General features: G+C 60.0%; 16 protein-coding genes. 10 read left to right on the plus strand and 6 right to left on the minus strand.

Annotation, left to right across the window (positions count from 1 at the left end):
• Nucleotides 1–55 precede the first annotated feature (55 nt).
• Together ACED88_RS01855 and ACED88_RS01860 are read right to left on the minus strand one after the other, a co-directional pair.
• Nucleotides 56–238 carry an FmdB family zinc ribbon protein gene (locus ACED88_RS01855; protein ID WP_135013206.1) on the minus strand — a complete coding sequence of 61 codons (183 nt, stop codon included), beginning with the start codon at nt 236–238 and terminating at the stop codon, nt 56–58.
• A 64-nt stretch (nt 239–302) separates the two neighbouring features.
• Entirely contained in the window at nt 303–908 is a 606-nt protein-coding gene (locus ACED88_RS01860; RefSeq protein ID WP_449107490.1) for a 5-formyltetrahydrofolate cyclo-ligase, read from the minus strand.
• A gap of 102 nt (nt 909–1010) precedes the next feature.
• On the opposite strand from ACED88_RS01860, the gene galU reads away from it, so the two are divergent.
• The 5 genes from galU to ACED88_RS01885 all read left to right on the plus strand — a co-directional run bounded on the left by galU (nt 1011) and on the right by ACED88_RS01885 (nt 6528).
• Nucleotides 1011–1916 carry a UTP--glucose-1-phosphate uridylyltransferase GalU gene (gene galU, locus ACED88_RS01865; protein ID WP_237194634.1) on the plus strand — a complete coding sequence of 302 codons (906 nt, stop codon included), beginning with the start codon at nt 1011–1013 and terminating at the stop codon, nt 1914–1916.
• Between the two features lie 196 nt (nt 1917–2112).
• Nucleotides 2113–3003 carry a hypothetical protein gene (locus ACED88_RS01870; protein ID WP_449108541.1) on the plus strand — a complete coding sequence of 297 codons (891 nt, stop codon included), beginning with the start codon at nt 2113–2115 and terminating at the stop codon, nt 3001–3003.
• A 129-nt stretch (nt 3004–3132) separates the two neighbouring features.
• Entirely contained in the window at nt 3133–4773 is a 1641-nt protein-coding gene (locus ACED88_RS01875; protein ID WP_449107492.1) for a CYTH and CHAD domain-containing protein, read from the plus strand.
• Nucleotides 4774–5140: 367 nt separating this feature from the next.
• The gene (locus tag ACED88_RS01880) at nt 5141–5605 is read left to right on the plus strand and encodes a DedA family protein (RefSeq protein ID WP_449107493.1); all 465 of its coding nucleotides are present in this window, start codon (nt 5141–5143) and stop codon (nt 5603–5605) included.
• Complete coding sequence (locus tag ACED88_RS01885) at nt 5602–6528, plus strand: LysR substrate-binding domain-containing protein (RefSeq protein ID WP_449107494.1); 927 nt, start codon at nt 5602–5604, stop codon at nt 6526–6528. The genes ACED88_RS01880 and ACED88_RS01885 overlap by 4 nt, the downstream gene beginning before the upstream one ends.
• 32 nt (nt 6529–6560) lie before the next feature.
• Here ACED88_RS01885 and ACED88_RS01890 read toward each other — a convergent pair whose 3' ends face one another.
• Nucleotides 6561–7601: a mechanosensitive ion channel family protein gene (locus ACED88_RS01890; RefSeq protein WP_449107495.1), complete on the minus strand. Its 1041-nt coding sequence runs from the start codon at nt 7599–7601 to the stop codon at nt 6561–6563.
• 126 nt (nt 7602–7727) lie between these two features.
• Here ACED88_RS01890 and ACED88_RS01895 point away from each other — a divergent pair, with 126 nt between their 5' ends.
• The 3 genes from ACED88_RS01895 to ACED88_RS01905 are packed head-to-tail and all read left to right on the plus strand — an operon-like array spanning nt 7728 to nt 10609.
• A complete protein-coding gene (locus ACED88_RS01895) occupies nt 7728–8204 on the plus strand; it encodes an NUDIX domain-containing protein (RefSeq protein ID WP_237206247.1) in 477 nt (158 codons plus the stop codon).
• Nucleotides 8197–9381 (plus strand): glycine betaine ABC transporter substrate-binding protein, encoded by a 1185-nt coding sequence (locus ACED88_RS01900; RefSeq protein ID WP_449107496.1) that lies wholly within the window; start codon nt 8197–8199, stop codon nt 9379–9381. Before ACED88_RS01895 ends, ACED88_RS01900 begins: the two co-directional genes overlap by 8 nt.
• A 10-nt stretch (nt 9382–9391) precedes the next feature.
• Entirely contained in the window at nt 9392–10609 is a 1218-nt protein-coding gene (locus tag ACED88_RS01905; RefSeq protein WP_237210317.1) for a pyridoxal phosphate-dependent aminotransferase, read from the plus strand.
• A gap of 198 nt (nt 10610–10807) precedes the next feature.
• On the opposite strand, the gene ACED88_RS01910 is transcribed toward ACED88_RS01905, so the two are convergent.
• Both ACED88_RS01910 and xseA read right to left on the minus strand, forming a co-directional pair.
• Complete coding sequence (locus tag ACED88_RS01910; protein WP_449107497.1) at nt 10808–11044, minus strand: exodeoxyribonuclease VII small subunit; 237 nt, start codon at nt 11042–11044, stop codon at nt 10808–10810.
• 36 nt (nt 11045–11080) lie between these two features.
• Nucleotides 11081–12403, minus strand: coding sequence for an exodeoxyribonuclease VII large subunit (gene xseA / locus ACED88_RS01915; RefSeq protein ID WP_449107498.1), 1323 nt, complete (start codon nt 12401–12403; stop codon nt 11081–11083).
• A 244-nt stretch (nt 12404–12647) separates the two neighbouring features.
• On the opposite strand from xseA, the gene ACED88_RS01920 reads away from it, so the two are divergent.
• The gene (locus ACED88_RS01920) at nt 12648–13847 is read left to right on the plus strand and encodes a hypothetical protein (RefSeq protein ID WP_449107499.1); all 1200 of its coding nucleotides are present in this window, start codon (nt 12648–12650) and stop codon (nt 13845–13847) included.
• Nucleotides 13848–13867: 20 nt separating this feature from the next.
• A complete protein-coding gene (locus ACED88_RS01925) occupies nt 13868–14959 on the plus strand; it encodes a 4-hydroxy-3-methylbut-2-enyl diphosphate reductase (RefSeq protein WP_237186045.1) in 1092 nt (363 codons plus the stop codon).
• Between the two features lie 63 nt (nt 14960–15022).
• Here ACED88_RS01925 and ACED88_RS01930 read toward each other — a convergent pair whose 3' ends face one another.
• On the minus strand, nt 15023–16330 hold the full coding sequence (locus tag ACED88_RS01930) for an amino acid permease (RefSeq protein WP_449108542.1): 1308 nt from the start codon (nt 16328–16330) through the stop codon (nt 15023–15025).

The raw sequence follows: 16330 nt of genomic DNA on the forward strand, positions 1-16330 counted from the left end.
AGAAGGGGCTGCCTGCCACATACCGTGACAGGCAGCCCCTTGAACGTCTCTGGGCTTATTTGCCCTTATCGTTGGCGTAGAAACCAGACCCCTTGAAAACCACACCGACCTGGCCGAACTTCTTGCGCAGGGTGTCCTGGCCGCACTCGGGGCAGGTCTTGAGCGCGTCGTCCGAGAACGACTGGTGCTGCTCAAACACGTGGCCGCAGTTCTTGCACTGGTAAACGTAAACAGGCACGGATAACTCCATCAAATAGGCGATAAATCTGGGGGTTATTCTACTCTGTTCTGGCGGCTCGTCCTCAATCACCCAGGCGGTGCAGGGTATTCTCCGTTGCCACAAACCGAAGTGTGGCATCCCAGCTATCTACAGGCAGACCATCAAGGATTTCCCGCTCAAACACCACCCCCACGGTAGAGGGGTCTTGTGCCAGAGGGCCAAGCTGCTCAAAAAGCCGGTCATAGTAGCCGCCGCCCTGCCCCAGCCGCCGCCCCGCCAGGTCGTAGGCAAGGGCAGGTACCAGGCGCAGGTCTGCCTGGATAAAGGCTTCAGCCCCGTGGCGCTCGCCTATCGGCTCTGCGATACCCAGCGCATTGACGGTGTATTCTACCTGTGGCTGCCACTCTACCCAGGCCAGCTGACGCCGGGGACGGACGACCGGCACCAGCACCCGGTACCCCTCAGCTACTGCCCGGGTAAGGGCTGGCAGAAGGGGAGGCTCAGCGGGAAGGGGAAGAAAGGCGGCAAGGGTGCTGCCTGTAGGGAGGCCTTGCCAGAGGGGAGCTAGGGTGCGTTCAAAGCCCTGAGCCGTTTCTTGGTGCGGTGGGTTGTGGGTTCGGCGTCTGCGCAGGTAGCTGCGGGCAAAGGCCTTAGCCTGGGTGGTGCTTGCTGATCTAGTAGAGCTCATGGGTGCCCTCCTGAAGAAGTGTTAGCTGAATCTAGTCACAATTTACCCCTCTTTAGGGCAGCGAATGCAGACAAACTCTAAAATTTGGGTATTCTGAAAGGTATGACTGAAAATAAATCACTCTCCGTGACCAAGGCTGTGATTCCTGCCGCCGGTCTCGGCACTCGCTTCCTTCCCGCCACCAAGGCCACTCCTAAGGAGATGCTGCCCGTGGTGGACCGCCCTGCGATTCAGTACGTTGTCGAAGAAGCCATTCGCGCTGGCCTGAACGACGTTTTGATGATTACCGGCCGCAACAAGCGTGCCCTAGAGGACCACTTTGACCGTGTACCCGGTCTGGAACAGCAGCTCGCTGACCAGGGCAAGGACGCCCTGCTCAAGAGCGTTGAAGATTCCAACGACCTGGGTGAGATCCACTATGTCCGCCAGGGCGACCCCAAGGGTCTGGGCCACGCTGTACTGCGCGGCAAGGTCCACGTTGGCAATGAGCCCTTCGCGGTTTTGCTGGGTGATGACCTGATTGACGAAAAAGAAGACCTGCTCTCTGCTATGGTTGCTGTCCAGCAGAAGACCGGCGGCTCTGTCGTTGCCCTGATGGAGGTCCCCGAAGAGCAGATTTCTGCTTACGGCTGTGCTGCAGTGCAGGCTGTTGAGGGCGAGGACGGCTTCGTTAAGGTCACCGGCCTGGTCGAAAAGCCCGCTGTTGAGGATGCCCCCTCAAACCTGGCCGTCATCGGCCGCTATGTTCTTTCCCCCAAGGTCTTTGAGGTGCTGGAAAATACCGCACCGGGCCGCGGCGATGAAATCCAGCTGACCGACGCCCTGCAGACTCTGGCTCAGGGCACCGGCGAGGGCGAAGGTGTCTACGGCGTGGTCTTCAAGGGCCGCCGTTTCGACACCGGCGACAAGCTCTCCTACCTCAAGGCCAACGTCATTCTCGCTGCTGAGCGCGATGATCTGGGCCCTGAGCTGCGTACCTGGATTAAGGAATTCGCAGCCGAGCTGTAAGCCCTGATGCTACTGCTGGGCGGACGCGGGGCTAAGGGAGGCCTTGAACCGTTCGGTAGTGAGTAGCTTGGAAGCAGAAGAACTGGGTACCTTCTAGAAGGTACCCAGTTCTTGTCTCATGGCCTGCTCTGTTTGAGAGAGCTGGGGTAGAATGAACTAGATATTTGTGTCACAGAGATAAAGAACGGGGGCAGCGATGGACTTCCTGAGTGGTTCAGGCCTTATTTTGCTGGTATGTGTGCTGGTTGGCCTTGGGCTCGTTGTGCGCCGCCGTAAGTCAGATTCTGTGACCAGCATCGGGGCTGAGAAGTTCGTTGCCGATATTGTTGAGAGCCACGCCAGCGAGGCTGAGGCCCGCCGTGCGCCGTCCGCCCCTCCGGCTCAGGCCGCGACCGAAACCGCCCCGGCTTTTCGGCTAAAAACCACCCGTCTGGCTGTGTTCGGGCTAGCTCTAGCCTTTGCGCTGGCCAGCCTGGTCACGGGAGTTCTGTCTCTCACCGGTGGAGCAGCCCCGCTCCTTCCCCTCCTCTTCTTGCTAGCTAGCCTGGCTTGCCTGGCTACCTTGCGTGTTTTGGCCCTGCGTGACCGCGACCGTAGGCGGGCCCGCACCGTACTGGCTGTTGAACAGCGCCAGGCCCAGCGGCGTCCTTCTGCCCCCTCAGGCACCTCTCGCGCACCCAGCAACCAGCAGGGTCGCCCAGCAGCTACCGTCTCTACTGTCGAGCTGAAGCCTGCCCCCGAGCGTCCTGCTCGTGCCCGCCAGCAGATGCCGGTCAGCCACGCGGCTAAGGCCCTCCGGCGGGCCAAAACTCAGCATCACCCGGTATCGACTGCCCCGGTGCTGACATCTGAGGTCGAGGCAACTGAACAACAGGCCTCAACCCGCCTGCGTATGGACGAGGCTCTGCCCGATACCCGCTGGCAGGTCACAGAGGTACCCCTGCCTACTTACCTTGAGACAGAGACCGTCCGCAGGGAAGCTCCTGCACCTCTTGATACCGAGGTAGCGCCGAAGAGCCAGACCCAGACCCTGGCCGAGGCAGCAAGCCTCAACCTTGACGATGTGCTGAAGCGCCGCCGCGCCTAGGCGAAGATGAAGTTTTTTCAAAGAATAGATACCCAGCCGTAGCCTCACCCTGAGAGGCCGCGAAGCTGGGTATTCTGTTTGAGGGGCAGGACCACACCGCCCCACGATATTCTGAGGAAGGCTAACCGTATGGCTACACACCACCTGGAAATTGAGCAGAAATTTGAGCTTGCCGATGTGAACAGTGAGGTTCCCTCGGTGGAGTGGAGCTTTGAAAGGTGGAGTGTCAGTGAGCCTGTAACAGAGCAGCTCGATGCAACCTACTACGACACCCCTTCTGGCAACCTGGGACGGCATAAGGTAGCCCTGCGCCGCCGACTGGGCGGCTACGACCAGGGCTGGCATATCAAGTTTGATGCTGCAGGCCAGCGTCATGAGGTGACCTTTGACCTGCTGTCTAACCGCTCCGCTATGCCTGCTGCGGTGAAGAAGTTTGTGCAGGTGCCAGCCCTCGGAGAGGAGCTGGAGCCTCGGGTTTCTCTAAAAACCCAGCGGACCCGTACCGTGATTCTTGATAGGGCCGGGGAGCAGCTAGCTGAGATCTGTGATGACCGGGTGCAGGCGCTTGACTATGCCACCGGCCAGGAACGGGCCTGGCATGAGTGGGAGGTAGAGCTGCTGGGGCAGACCGCCCAAGATCGTAAGCTCACGGAGGCGCTCTTTGCGGACGTTGCCCGTCAGTTGCAGGCTGTCGGGGCTGTGCCCTCGCAGTCGCCGGCTAAGATTGCCCGGGCCCTGGGTCATGACGCCGAGTTTGAGGCCCGGCGAATGGGCGGCAAAGCTAAGGGGCAGGGTAAGAAAGCAGCGAAAAAGAAAAAGAAGGCTCTGGCAGTTGAATTTCCCCCGGTGCCGAGCTCTGCTGAGCTGCTGACTCGGGTGCTTGCCTCTCACACCCAACGGCTTGCCCAAGCTGATCTGCTGGTGGCAGCGGGGGTACCCGATGCCACCCACCAGGGGCGTATTGTTGCCCGTCAGTTGCGGAGCGTGCTGAAGTATATGGCTCTGCCGTATGCGCGCAGCGGGTTTGCTTCTGCGCTTGAAGATATGATGCAGGGGTTGAAAACCTATGCCCGTCAGCTAGAAACGCACCGTAATGGCGAGCTTGTGCACCCTATGGCACAGCGGGTTCTGCAGGCTCACCCGGTGCTGGGGGAGAGCGCAGGTGCTGTCTTCGGTGCGGTCATGGAACACCAGCAGGCGGACGCTGCCGCCCAGGCCCGCCGCTACCTGGCCTCTGCCGGGAGGCTGGAACTTCAGCTGGCTCTCGAATCTTTACTGGCCGATGTGACCCTGGTTGTTGAGTTGCCGCTCAATAGCGAGAACTACGTGAATAAGGTAGCTAAGCGTTTGCGTAAGAACCTGGTCAAGCAGGGGGAACGGGCCATGGCTACCTGGCCAGAGCAGGCGGCTGATTTCTCGGCGAGCGCTGCCTTTGATGAGGGCCTACACGATGTGCGTAAGGCAGCTAAGGCGGTGCGCTACTGTCTCTTTGTTGCTGCCGATGCTGGGCTTCCCCTGACCGAGCCCCAGGCTGAGCTGGTGGCGCGGGCTAAGGCTGTTCAGGCAGAGCTGGGTGAGCTGACTGACGAGTTGACGATGGGGGACTGGCTTCTGGGCCTGCGTGCTCAGGCTAATGAGCTGGGGCTTGATCCCTTCGCGGTCGGCTACCTGCTGGGTCGCTCGGAGCTACTGGCTATGGGGCTTCGCATGACTGCCTTTGACGCCCTGCCCCGGGTTCTCAAGAAAGTAAAAGGTATCAAGCTTACCTAAGTCTGCTCGTGAGCCCTGCGGCTTCGTAGCTGACCCTCTTTAAAAAGCTGGAGGCACCCGTTAGGGTGCCTCCAGCTGCATCACACACAGGAAGAAAAGTCTTCTTTGTACCGCCTAGCCAGCCCTCCCACAGGGCCTTGCGGCTATTTGGTAATAAAAATATAACCTAATTAAGCCCCCTGTGGCTAGTCTTTGGCGAAAATTTTTTGGTTAACCTATTTTGTGGGATAGGTGAACCTAAAAAATGGCTTGTTGTGCCTTGCCACTGGGAGGAAGGGGTGATTCCCAGGTGGAAGAGGGGCGGACGCCAGCGCGCCAGACTCTGAGAACAGGCTAGACTGGTGGGGTGAGGGAATGGCTTGAAAGTTTGCACTGGGTTGCCGCCATCGGCTTTATGTGGGTGGTGGGTATTGTGCGTACCTCCCTCGTCTTTTCTCTGGGCTGGTTAGCCCAGGCTGGGGGTTCCCGCTTTGAGAAGATACAGCACCTGATGGGCCACCCCCTCTACCGTAGGGCCCAGGATTTTGTGAATCGCTGGGGTGTGCTGGCTGTTCCCGCCTGTTTCTTGACGGTGGGCTTTCAAACTGCGGTTATTTTGACTACCGGCTTTACCCGTATGCCCCTGTCCCGCTGGATTCCAGCTATGCTGGTGGGCACTTTCATGTGGGGTACCATCTACGCAACGGTTGGCATGTCGGTTGTCTGGCTTTGGCTTGAGAACCCACGGGTGGCCGCCCTGGTGCTGGCCCTGCTGGCGGCCGTCATTATCACCGCAAAAATCCGGGACAGAAAACGTTCCATGTCGCGACTACCGAAAGACACTAAGCTATGATCCTGAGCGAGCTGATTCTTGCCCACCCCGACCTGCTGGTTGATGATCAGACTGCTCGCTATGAGCAGGTGGGGCAGGTGCCCGGTCTTTGTGTGGGGTTCGTTCCCGGGGTTATGCCCGGTAAGTGGTTTACCCGGTGGCGGGAGCGCTATTCGGCGTTGGCTCCCCTGACCGACGTCGCCCTGGCTGAGGGGCAGGGCCTCGCTTCGCTCGATGCTTTTGCGGATATGGCGCTGGTGCGCGCTGAGGACGAGCCCGAAGCTCGCGATAAGAAGCGCTACCACGCGATTGAACTCTACCGGGAAACCCCGGTGGTGGTACTCCCTAAGGATCACCTGCTGACGGTGCTCGAGACCGTTCCGGTTGCTGAGCTAGCCGAAGAATTTTTACTCCAGAGCCCCGATGAGGTGCCCGAATGGCGCGATCTTTCCGCCGACTACCGGGCCGAGAACCCGCGTCCGCTACCTCAAATGAGGCACCGGGCCGACGCGATTGAGCTGGTGGCTGCCGGGCTGGGCCTGTTGGTGGTGCCGATGTCTGTAGCCCGTTTTTACCACCGCAAAGACCTGACCTACCGCCCGGTTGAGGGACTGGGTGAGTACCCGGTTCTGCTGGTGTGGAAGCGGGAGGTGCGTGAGGACGCCCGCGAGCAGGTAATCCAGGACTTTGTGGGTATTACCCGCGGCCGCACCGCTGCCTCTCATCGCGGTAGTGATAGCCGCGAGGTAGCCCTTGAGAAGCAGCGGCGCGAGAAGGAAGAGGCTAAGCGGAAGCGGGCGGCTGCTAACAAGCGCCGTGAGGCGGAAGACCGTAAGAAGCGGAACGCCCAGAAGAACGGTAACCTGCGTCAGTACCAGGCCCAGAAGGGTGGCAAGGGGAGCGCCAAGGGCTCGGGCCGAGGCTCCCGGGGCAAAAAGCGCTAAATAACAAGTTGCGCTGAGGGGCTAACCGAGAGCTAGCTCTTTTGGTCGGTCTTTTCTTCTGCTTTCTGGGCAGAAGATGAAACCACGGCGCGTTCCTCGTGTATCTCGCTGTGAATCACCGACTGGTTAGCCAGCGGAATACGAATGCCCCGCTGATCCATAGCCTTCTTGAGCTCTTCCCGGAGCTTACGCCCCACCGCGAACTGCTCGGAGGGAGCGGTCTTGACTGTCAGGCGCAGTACCACCGACTCGCCGGTTACAGACTGCACACCCAGGTACTGGGGCTTACCCGAGATGTTCTCTTTGATACCGGGTAGCTTGATGGCTTTTTGAATTGAGGTCATGAGGAAGCTCGCCATCTCGTCGATATCGGCATCGTAGGGAATGGGCAGGTCGATGATGGTGCGGGCCCACCCCTGGGAAGAGTTGCCCACACGCAGAATCTCGCCGTTGCGTACGTGCCAGAGGGTTCCGGCGGTATCACGCACCTGGGTGGTGCGCAGACCCACTGCCTCCACCTCGCCCTCGGCCTCACCTAAGTTGACCCAGTCACCGATGCCCAGCTGGTCTTCGGCCACGATGAAGATACCCGAGAGGAAGTCTTTAACGAGAGACTGAGCCCCGAAGGAAAGGGCGACACCCACTACACCGGCTGAGGCGATGACGGGGGCAATATTGAAGCCCAGCTCGGCGATAATCATGACGATCATGACCGTCCAAATCACAATCGACGAGACCGACCGGAGCACCGAGCCAACGGTCTGTGCCCGCTGGGACTGGCGGGTGCTCGCCAGAGATGTATCGGCCTTCCACCGGCTAGTTTTGCCGCCCTTTTTCTCTTCTGCTGCAACCACCCGGTTGCGGGTGCCGCGGGCGATAGAGTCGGTGACCTGGCGAATGACCACGCGCACCAGGCCGTGTAAGACGAATCCGAGGATGATAATAATGAGTATGCGAAGGGGTGCTCCCAGCCAAAAATCTAGGCTAGCCAGCCTGGCCATTATGGTTCCGGCGGCCTCAGCGCTTTCTTCAAGGGGCGTTGTTTCTGCTGCTAAAATCCCGGTTACTGTCATACCTACGAGCCTATCGTCTTTGACTGAAGAAAACCGGTATGCCAGCTGCCCGCGAACGCTAGGGCGGCGCACCTGAGCCAAGGGTGCAATAGACTGGTTTTTCAGAGACGAACAAAGGAAGAAGAGATGCCCCTGGTGATGGATACCCGCCCGGCTGCTTACGCCGTGGTGATTGAGGATGGCAAGATTCTGCTCTCCCGCTGGGTACCGCATATTCCCGGTTACCGCCCCGGCTGGACCCTACCCGGTGGCGGCATGGACCCCGGCGAACAGCCCCATGAGACTGCCGTGCGCGAAGTCTTTGAAGAAACCGGTTACCGGGTGGAACTTGACCGCCTGCTGGGGGTGCACGCGGCCTACTTTGAGCCCGAAGCCGGGGCAACCCGTCCTTTCTGCGCCCTGCGTACCATCTACACTGCCCATATCACCGGCGGAGAGCTTACTGCCGAGATTGGCGGATCGACCGACCTGGCAGAGTGGGTTCCGCTGGCTGAGCTCGACCAGCATTTCTACTACTCCCTGGTAGACGAGGCCGCACGCCTCTTAGGGTATGTGGACGCCAGTGAGTTGGCAGCCAGCTACCGGGAGGGTTCGCATGACTAGGGAAGCGACTAAGGAACAAGGACGCTCGCGCACACGGGGCTACCGCGCCCAGCTGGTTGCTCTCGCTGCGGCCACCGGCCTTCTGCTGAGCGGTTGCGGCAGCTCAACGACCGGCAGCGGTGCGACTACTTCGACCAGCCCCGCCACGACCGCTACCCTGCGTATCGGTACCGGGCTGACGGCTGAGACCCGCCACGCAGCCTATATCTACCAGGCTGCCCTGCAAGAAGCGGGCTACACCGTTGAGGTGGTTGAGACCGACGATAGCCGACCCGCCTACTTTGCCAGTATGGGGATAGACACCGCCGCCACCGCTACAGCCAGCCCTACTGAGACCGGACCAGCAGATGGGCTTGTGCATATTACCCCTGATTTGTCTGGCGACCTGCTGCTTTACCTCACCGATAACGGAGCGGTTAGCCCCACCATTATCGAAGAAGAGCGGGCTAGCGCCGCGGCAGAAACCAGCCCCGCGCCAGACTCGACTGCGAGCGCAGAAGCTAGTGTGGGCGCGTCCGCTGATTCTAGCCCTACCGCTACACCAAGTCTTACTGCTACGCCCATCCCCAGCGCTACCGCGCTCAACGTGCGCGGGCTCAGCAGCAACGACATCGTCAGCTACGTTGACCGTGCCCTGCCCGATACCGCTGAGGTGCTCTCGCCCTCGAACGCTACTAACCGGTATGGCTACGTGGTCACCCGGGCTACTGCCCAGCGCTACGGTCTGGAGACCATGAGCGACCTGGGGCAGGCCTGCTCTGAGCTCAGCCTGGTTGCCCCCGAAAGCTACGCCACCAACCCTAGCGGTGCTACCTCGCTGAGCACCCACTACAGCTGCACCCCGGGAGCTAGCAAAACCGCTGATAGCCGGTCAGACCAGGCCCAGGAACTCATCACCGGCGCAACCAGCATGAGCTACATGTACTCAGCCAGCGCAGAGATCCCGGCCAATAACCTCGTGCTGCTAGAGGACCCCGAGCGCACCCAGCTGGCGCAAAACATCGTGCCCGTCACCCGCGCCGGGGAACTGCCCCAGCAGGTCAAGGACATCATCAACGATGTCTCCGCCAACCTCGACACCGATTCCCTGGTACGCCTCAATACGCTTACGAGCGGCGATAACCCCGTTTCAGAAACCGACGCCGCCCATTTCTGGTTGACCCGCATGAAAGGGTAATCTAAATCTCATGGCATTCAAGCAATCAAAAAAACTTCAAAACGTTCTCTACGATATTCGCGGGCCCATTCTGGAAGAAGCCCAGCGTATGGAAGCGCGTGGTCACCGTATTCTCAAGCTCAATATCGGTAACCCGGCGCCCTTCGGTTTTGAAGCGCCTGAAACCATCATGATGGATATCATCGAGCATCTGCCCTACACCCAGGGCTATTCTGATTCCCGAGGCCTCTACTCTGCCCGTACTGCCATTGTGCAGTACTACCAGAACGAGGGCATCATGAACATTACGACCGACGACGTCTACCTGGGTAACGGTGTCTCGGAGCTGATTCCTATGACCCTGCAGGCCCTGCTCGATAACGGGGACGAGATTCTGGTGCCCAGTCCTGACTACCCCCTCTGGACGGCTGCTACCCAGCTCGCAGGGGGCAAGCCGGTGCACTACCTCTGCAATGAAGAGGACGGCTGGCTGCCCGATATCGAGGACATCAGATCAAAAATCACCTCCAACACCCGCGGCATCGTGGTCATTAACCCCAATAACCCCACCGGTGCTGTCTATACTCCCCAGGTGCTCCAGCAGATTGTTGACCTTGCACGGGAACACGAGCTGGTAATTTTTGCTGATGAGATCTACGAGAAGATTCTCTACGACGGCGCCCAGATGACCCACGTAGCTTCTCTTGCAGGCGACGACGTGCTCACCCTAACCTTCTCGGGTCTTTCCAAGGCCTACCGGGTCTGCGGCTACCGCGCTGGCTGGGTGGCTATTTCGGGGCCCAAGCTTGCAGCTGCCCCCTTCATCGAGGGTATTAACCTGCTAGCTAATATGCGCCTGTGCGCAAACGTGCCCGCCCAGCACGCCGTACAGACCGCCCTGGGCGGCTATCAGTCCATCAACGACCTGATTCTGCCCGGCGGACGCCTGAAAGAGCAGCGGGACCTGTCCTACAAGATGCTCAGCGAAATGGACGGCGTGACCGTGCAGCAGGCTGAGGGCGCCCTCTATCTCTTCCCCAAGCTCGATATCGATAAGTTCAATATCACCAGCGATGAGCAGTTCATGCTCGATCTGCTACGGGAACAGAAGATTCTGCTGAGCCACGGCACGGCTTTCAACTGGTCAGAGCCCGACCACTTCCGCCTGGTCTTCCTGCCAGATACCCGCACCCTGGCCGATGCCCTGGAGCGTCTGGGCAACTTCCTGGCTGACTACAAGCAGAACTAGAAAGCTTTGCAGCGCGCAGATTAGAGCAGACTCACAGCCAAGCTGCCGACCCTCTCGCTGGTTCGCTAGCTGGCTCGCAAGCTCGCCAGATTCGCACCGAGATTTGTTTTCCTCGCGCGCTCGGAATCTCGGTGCTCATCACCAGCGATTCACGCCAGCCGCCGAGCCAGCAGCTTTGCTATGAGCCTGCTCTGCACTTCAGCTCTGGTTCTGGCGGGCGGCGTCCAGGGTTGCCTGGGCGCCGTCGAGCCAGGCTTCGCAGCGCTGGGCAAGGGCCTCACCCCGATCCCACAGGGCAATAGACTCTTCAAGCGTGCTCGCACCGGACTCCATGCGGGCTACAACCTGCAGGAGCTCTTCACGGGCCTGCTCGTAGGTCAGCTGCTCAACCGGAGTGGCATTCAGCTCGGTCTTAAATTCGACGGTGTTGCTCATAGGTTTCCTTTCCTTGACCTGGTCTCTGACCAGGTTCTAGTGGTTTTTCTCGTGTACGGCGGTAACGGTTGCGTCTACAGCGCCGGCTGCCGCACGCACACTAATGTTTTGCCCCTCGTGCAGGGTGCGGGCATCGCGCACCAGCTGGCCGGAGGCGTCCTGCATCACCGCATAGCCGCGCTCCAGAGTCTGCTGGGGTGACAGGGCCGTAACCCGCGCCCGTAGCTGGCTAATAAGATCACGGTCCCTGGCAAGACGGTGGACGGCCGCGCTCGAAGCCCTCGCCCGCAGCCGCTCAATATCCTCTGACCTAGCCAGCAGGGCAGAGCCCGGGTTAGCAAGAACCGGGCGGGATCGCACCTGGGCTAGTCCGTGCCACTCAGCTGCAATCAGCTGTTCTACTGCTCGCTGCAACTGGTAGCGAGCCGATGCAAAGAGTTCTCGCTCTTCACGGACGTCCGGAACAATACGCTTGCCGGCATCGGTGGGGGTTGAGGCTCGCAGGTCTGCGGCGTAATCCATCAGCGGGGAGTCAGCCTCGTGGCCAATCGCCGAAACCACCGGAGTGTTGGCTGCGGCAACAGCCCGGACCATGGCCGCCTCAGAAAAAGGCAAGAGGTCTTCAAAGGAGCCGCCACCGCGGGCAATCACAATCACATCAATATCGGCTCTGCTATCCAGCTCAGCCAGGGCCGCGGTCACCTGAGCCACCGCGTTCACACCCTGCACCGCAACCTCCCGCACCTCAAAATCAACGGCGGGCCAGCGCAACGAAGCGTTACGGATAACGTCCTTCATAGCATCCGAATCACGACCGGTAATCAAACCCACCCGGCGGGGGAGCAAGGGCAGGGGCTTCTTACGCTCGGGACTAAAAAGACCCTCAGCCTGTAGCTTGGCGCGTAACTGCTCAATGAGCTCCAGCATAGAGCCCACACCCACCGGCTTGATGTTAGAGCCCTGCATCGATAGGCGGCCGGTCTTCACCCAGAAATCAGGCTTGAGCTGCAAAACCACCCGAGAGCCCCGCTCCAACTGGCCCTGCACCTTAGCCATCTCTGAGCCCCAGACCGTAACCGATACCGAGACCTCCTGCTCAATATCGCGCAGCGTCACATAGGAAACCCTGCCGCGGTGGTTGAGCTCAATAATCTGCCCCTCTACCCAGGTCGGTACGCAACGGGCAATATACTCGTGCATCTTATTCGACAGCACATGTAGGGGCCAGGGGTTATCGACGCTGGTCTGGCCAGCGCGTTCCGCTAGTTGCCGGGGTGCGCGCTGGGCCTGCTGTTCTTGCTGGGCCTGTAGCTGTGCCAGCGTCAGATGACCGGGTGCAGAATCACCAAAACTGTTCATACACCTACTTCTACCACCGCTGGCTGACACTTTAAGCATTGAGCCAAGAAAAACTGTCTTCTTTCTGCTGTGGGGTTTTTGAAAGGTTACGCAGGCTCACGCTCGCTGCCGACCCTCTCACCCGGTTCGCTAGCGCTCACAAGGTGATTCACGCCAGCCCCGAGCCAGCAGCTTCGCTGTGAGCCTGCTCCACCTATAAGAACTGCTCAAGCAAATACTCAGTAAGACCGGCTACTATGCAAGCATGACGGGTACCCGCAAGAGCACAGAAGACTACGGCGACGGCAACTGGACAAACCCCTATGTTCAGGCCGAAAATCAGCGCGCCCAAGAAGCAGCCCAGGCAGCCTACGCCCAGCAGCCCCAGGGCTACACCCACCCCTATGCAGAGCCGGCCTCGGCTCACTATGCCCAGGGGGCCTACCCTCCTGAAGCGCAGGCGCAGGGGGTAGCGTCCGCCCCGGTGGTTTCCTATGCGCCCCCACGGGCGCCTCGACGTCAGCGCCGCCGTCCGGCCTTTAGCCTAGCCAGGCGCTTTCTCTGCGTCCTGTTGGCCCTCCTTACGCTGGCTACCGGGCTGACCGCAGCTACAGCCTACTGGGCACAAACCACCCTGGTAGATACCGAAAACTTTGCGGCGATGACCGAGTCCATCGCCTACGATCAGGACTTCCAGACCAGTCTGGCAAGCGCCGTTACCGACGACATCATGGCCTCACCCGCTATCGAAACCTACCTGGGCGACGGGAACTCCACCGCCTGGTACGGGGGAGTGCAGAACTGGCTCTATGACCAGACCTATACCCTGGTTGACGGGGCTACCAACTCGCTGGTGACCTCCGATGCCTACCCCCAGCTGTGGGCCCAGGTGATTTCAGATACCCACGCCTATAACTTCTCGGGTGAAAGCCGCCCGGCGGTGCTTGACCTTTCTGCCCTCTACGACCAGGCTGGGGCGTCTGTGCAGTCGGCGACCGGCTTTGGTGTTGATACCTCAAGTCTGCCCGGCCGTACCATCACCCTGGATACGGGGCAGAACATCTGGCCTATCAATTCCACTATCAATACCCTGATATGGCTGGCCTCCCTCTGGCAGCCTCTGCTGGTGGTTAGTGGCGTATCCGCCCTGCTCGGGTTCCTGCTCTGGCCCCGCAACCGCTTCGCCTACCTAGCCTTCATCGCCTTCAGCGCAGCAGCCCTACTCTGGATCGCTGGCCTCCTGGGTGGCGGTGCCTCCCTCACCGCCGGGATACAGCTACCGGCTAGCAACGCGGCCGTCCTTTTCCTGCAAAAACTGTCTGAAACTATCACCGCATCTTTCGCCAGCTACCACAACGGCCTAGCCCTCAATCTGCTGATTGCGGGGGCAGTACTGACACTTCTTGCTCTTCTCTCAGCGATCATGGGGCTGACTGCGAGAGAAGCCACTGCACGCACCCGCTAGAACCACGTAGGATAGAGACTATGTCTACCCAAGAGAAGACCATTGAACTGGGTCTGCCCACCGTACCCCGCGTGCGCAGGACCCGCGAAGAAGTTGAGGCAGCCGCCCCCACCGGCGACAAGAAGGTGCTCCTAGCAGCACCCCGTGGCTACTGCGCCGGTGTTGACCGCGCCGTCATCGCCGTTGAAAAGGCCCTAGACCACTACGGGGCTCCCGTTTACGTGCGCAAGCAGATTGTTCACAACCGCCATGTGGTTGAAACCCTCGAAGCTCAGGGCGCAATTTTTGTGGACGAGGTGGAGGAAGTCCCCGAGGGGGCCGTCACCGTCTTCTCCGCCCACGGCGTGTCACCGGCTGTTGTGGCCTCAGCGGAAGAGCGTCAGCTCAATACCATCGACGCTACCTGCCCGTTGGTTTCCAAGGTGCACCGCGAAGCTGTGCGTTTTGCCAAGCAGGACTACGACATCCTGCTCATTGGCCACACCGGCCACGAAGAGGTTGAGGGTACCGCTGGCGAAGCCCCTGACCATATTCAGATTGTGAACTCACCTGACGAGGTTGATCAGGTGACCGTGCGTGACCCCGAGAAGGTCGTGTGGATTTCACAGACCACCCTATCTGTGGACGAAACCCTTGAAACCGTTGCCCGCCTGCGCGAGCGTTTCCCCACCCTGCAGGACCCGCCCTCCGACGACATCTGCTATGCGACCTCTAACCGTCAGGGCGCTATCAAGGAGATCGCTCCGAAGGCTGACCTGGTGATTGTGGTGGGTTCGACCAACTCGTCGAACTCTGTGCGCCTGAAGGAAGTCGCCCTGGAATACGGCGCTAAGCAGGCCTACCTGGTGGACTACGCCAATGAGGTTGATGAGGCCTGGTTCGAGGGTGTGACCACCGTGGGTCTGACCTCTGGCGCTTCTGTGCCCGAGGTGCTGGTACAGGACGTGCTGCGTCTGCTGGCAGACTACGGTTACGTTGACGTTGAGAAGTTTGAGACCGCCAAGGAAGATATTCTCTTCTCGCTACCCAAGGAGCTTCGCGCGGCCCTGAAGAATGATTCGGGTGAGCCCGCGATGCGATTGGGAGGACGAGGAGCGAAGCCGAGTAGGTAAAATCGCGAAGAGTTTCCCTATAAGAAAAGGCCCCCGCACGGGGGCCTTTTCTTGTGGGGCTGGTTAGCTGGGAATCAGGCCGTAGACGACGGCTGAGAAGGCCGCGATACCTGAAGTCACCACGAAGATGTTGGAGAGCTTGCCGCGGTAGGGGGCCAGGGCCGGTACCTTGTGGATGGCCCACATGGGCACGATGAAGAGCACCAGGGCCATAACGGGGCCGACTAGGGATTCGATGAGGGAGAGGACGCTGGGGTTCAGTACGGCGGCGACCCAGACGGTGACAACGATGAAGACGTTGATTGCCGCGTTGAGGGCCTTGTCGCTGATGCGTTTTTTCTCGGGGTCGAAGTTTTTACGGACGATACCTGCCGCTCCTTCGTGCCCGCCGAGCCAGTGGCCGAAGTAGGAGGAGACGATGGCAGCGATGGCTACGATGGGGCCGAGCCAGTTGATGAAGGGGGCGTCAAATTCGTTGGCCAGGTAGGAGAGGATAGGGAGGTTGGAAGCGCGGGCTTCAGCGAGGCCGTCCGGACCGATGGCCAGCACACAGGACCAGACAAAGCCCATGGTGAAGAGGGTCAAAATAATAGAAGTTACTCGTAGCACGCGGGAGGCCTTGACTGAAGCGAAGCCGCGGTACTGCTTGCGCATGGCAACCGAGAACTGGGAGATAGCCGCTGCGTGGTAGAAGGAGAAGACGAGGACGGGCAGCATGAGCCAGAGGGTCATGGAGAAGTTACCCGGGGCAGGTACCTGGCTAAAGCCGTCCAGCGACCAGTGAGGAATCAGGTAGAGAGTGAGCACGGCGAGCACCAGAATGAGGGGGTAGACCAGGAACTGGGTGACCGTGAGCATGAGTTTCTGGCCGATGATCATGACGGCGCTCATGGCACCGACCAGCAGGGCTGCGAGGAGCCAACGGGGTAGGGGTTCTAACCCAAACTGGTTGGTGAGAAAGGAATCAACCGTATTGGTAATGCTGACACCGTAAATCAGCAGAATGGGGTAGATGGAGAGGAAATAGAGCAGGGTAAAGATTTTGCCGAAGCCTCGGCCAAAGAATTCTTCGGCGACCTCGGTGATGTCAGCGGTTTGTTTGGAACTGGCAGAAACCATGCGGGAGAGCCCCCGGTGAGCCAGGAAGGTCATGGGCCAGATGAGAATTGTGGCGGCTAGTAGCGGCCAGACGCCACCGGCACCCGCGTTGATGGGGAGGAAGAGAATGCCCGCGCCGACGGCTGTGCCAAAGAGACTAATGGTCCAGGCCGTGTCGGTGCGGTTCCACTTTGGGGCCCGGGTTGCGGCGTCGCCCATTTCGATGGCTGCGGTGGAGACATCGGTGTATTCGTTGCTGCCCTTGTGAGACAT

This window comes from Rothia sp. 11273D007AR (assembly GCF_053547255.1).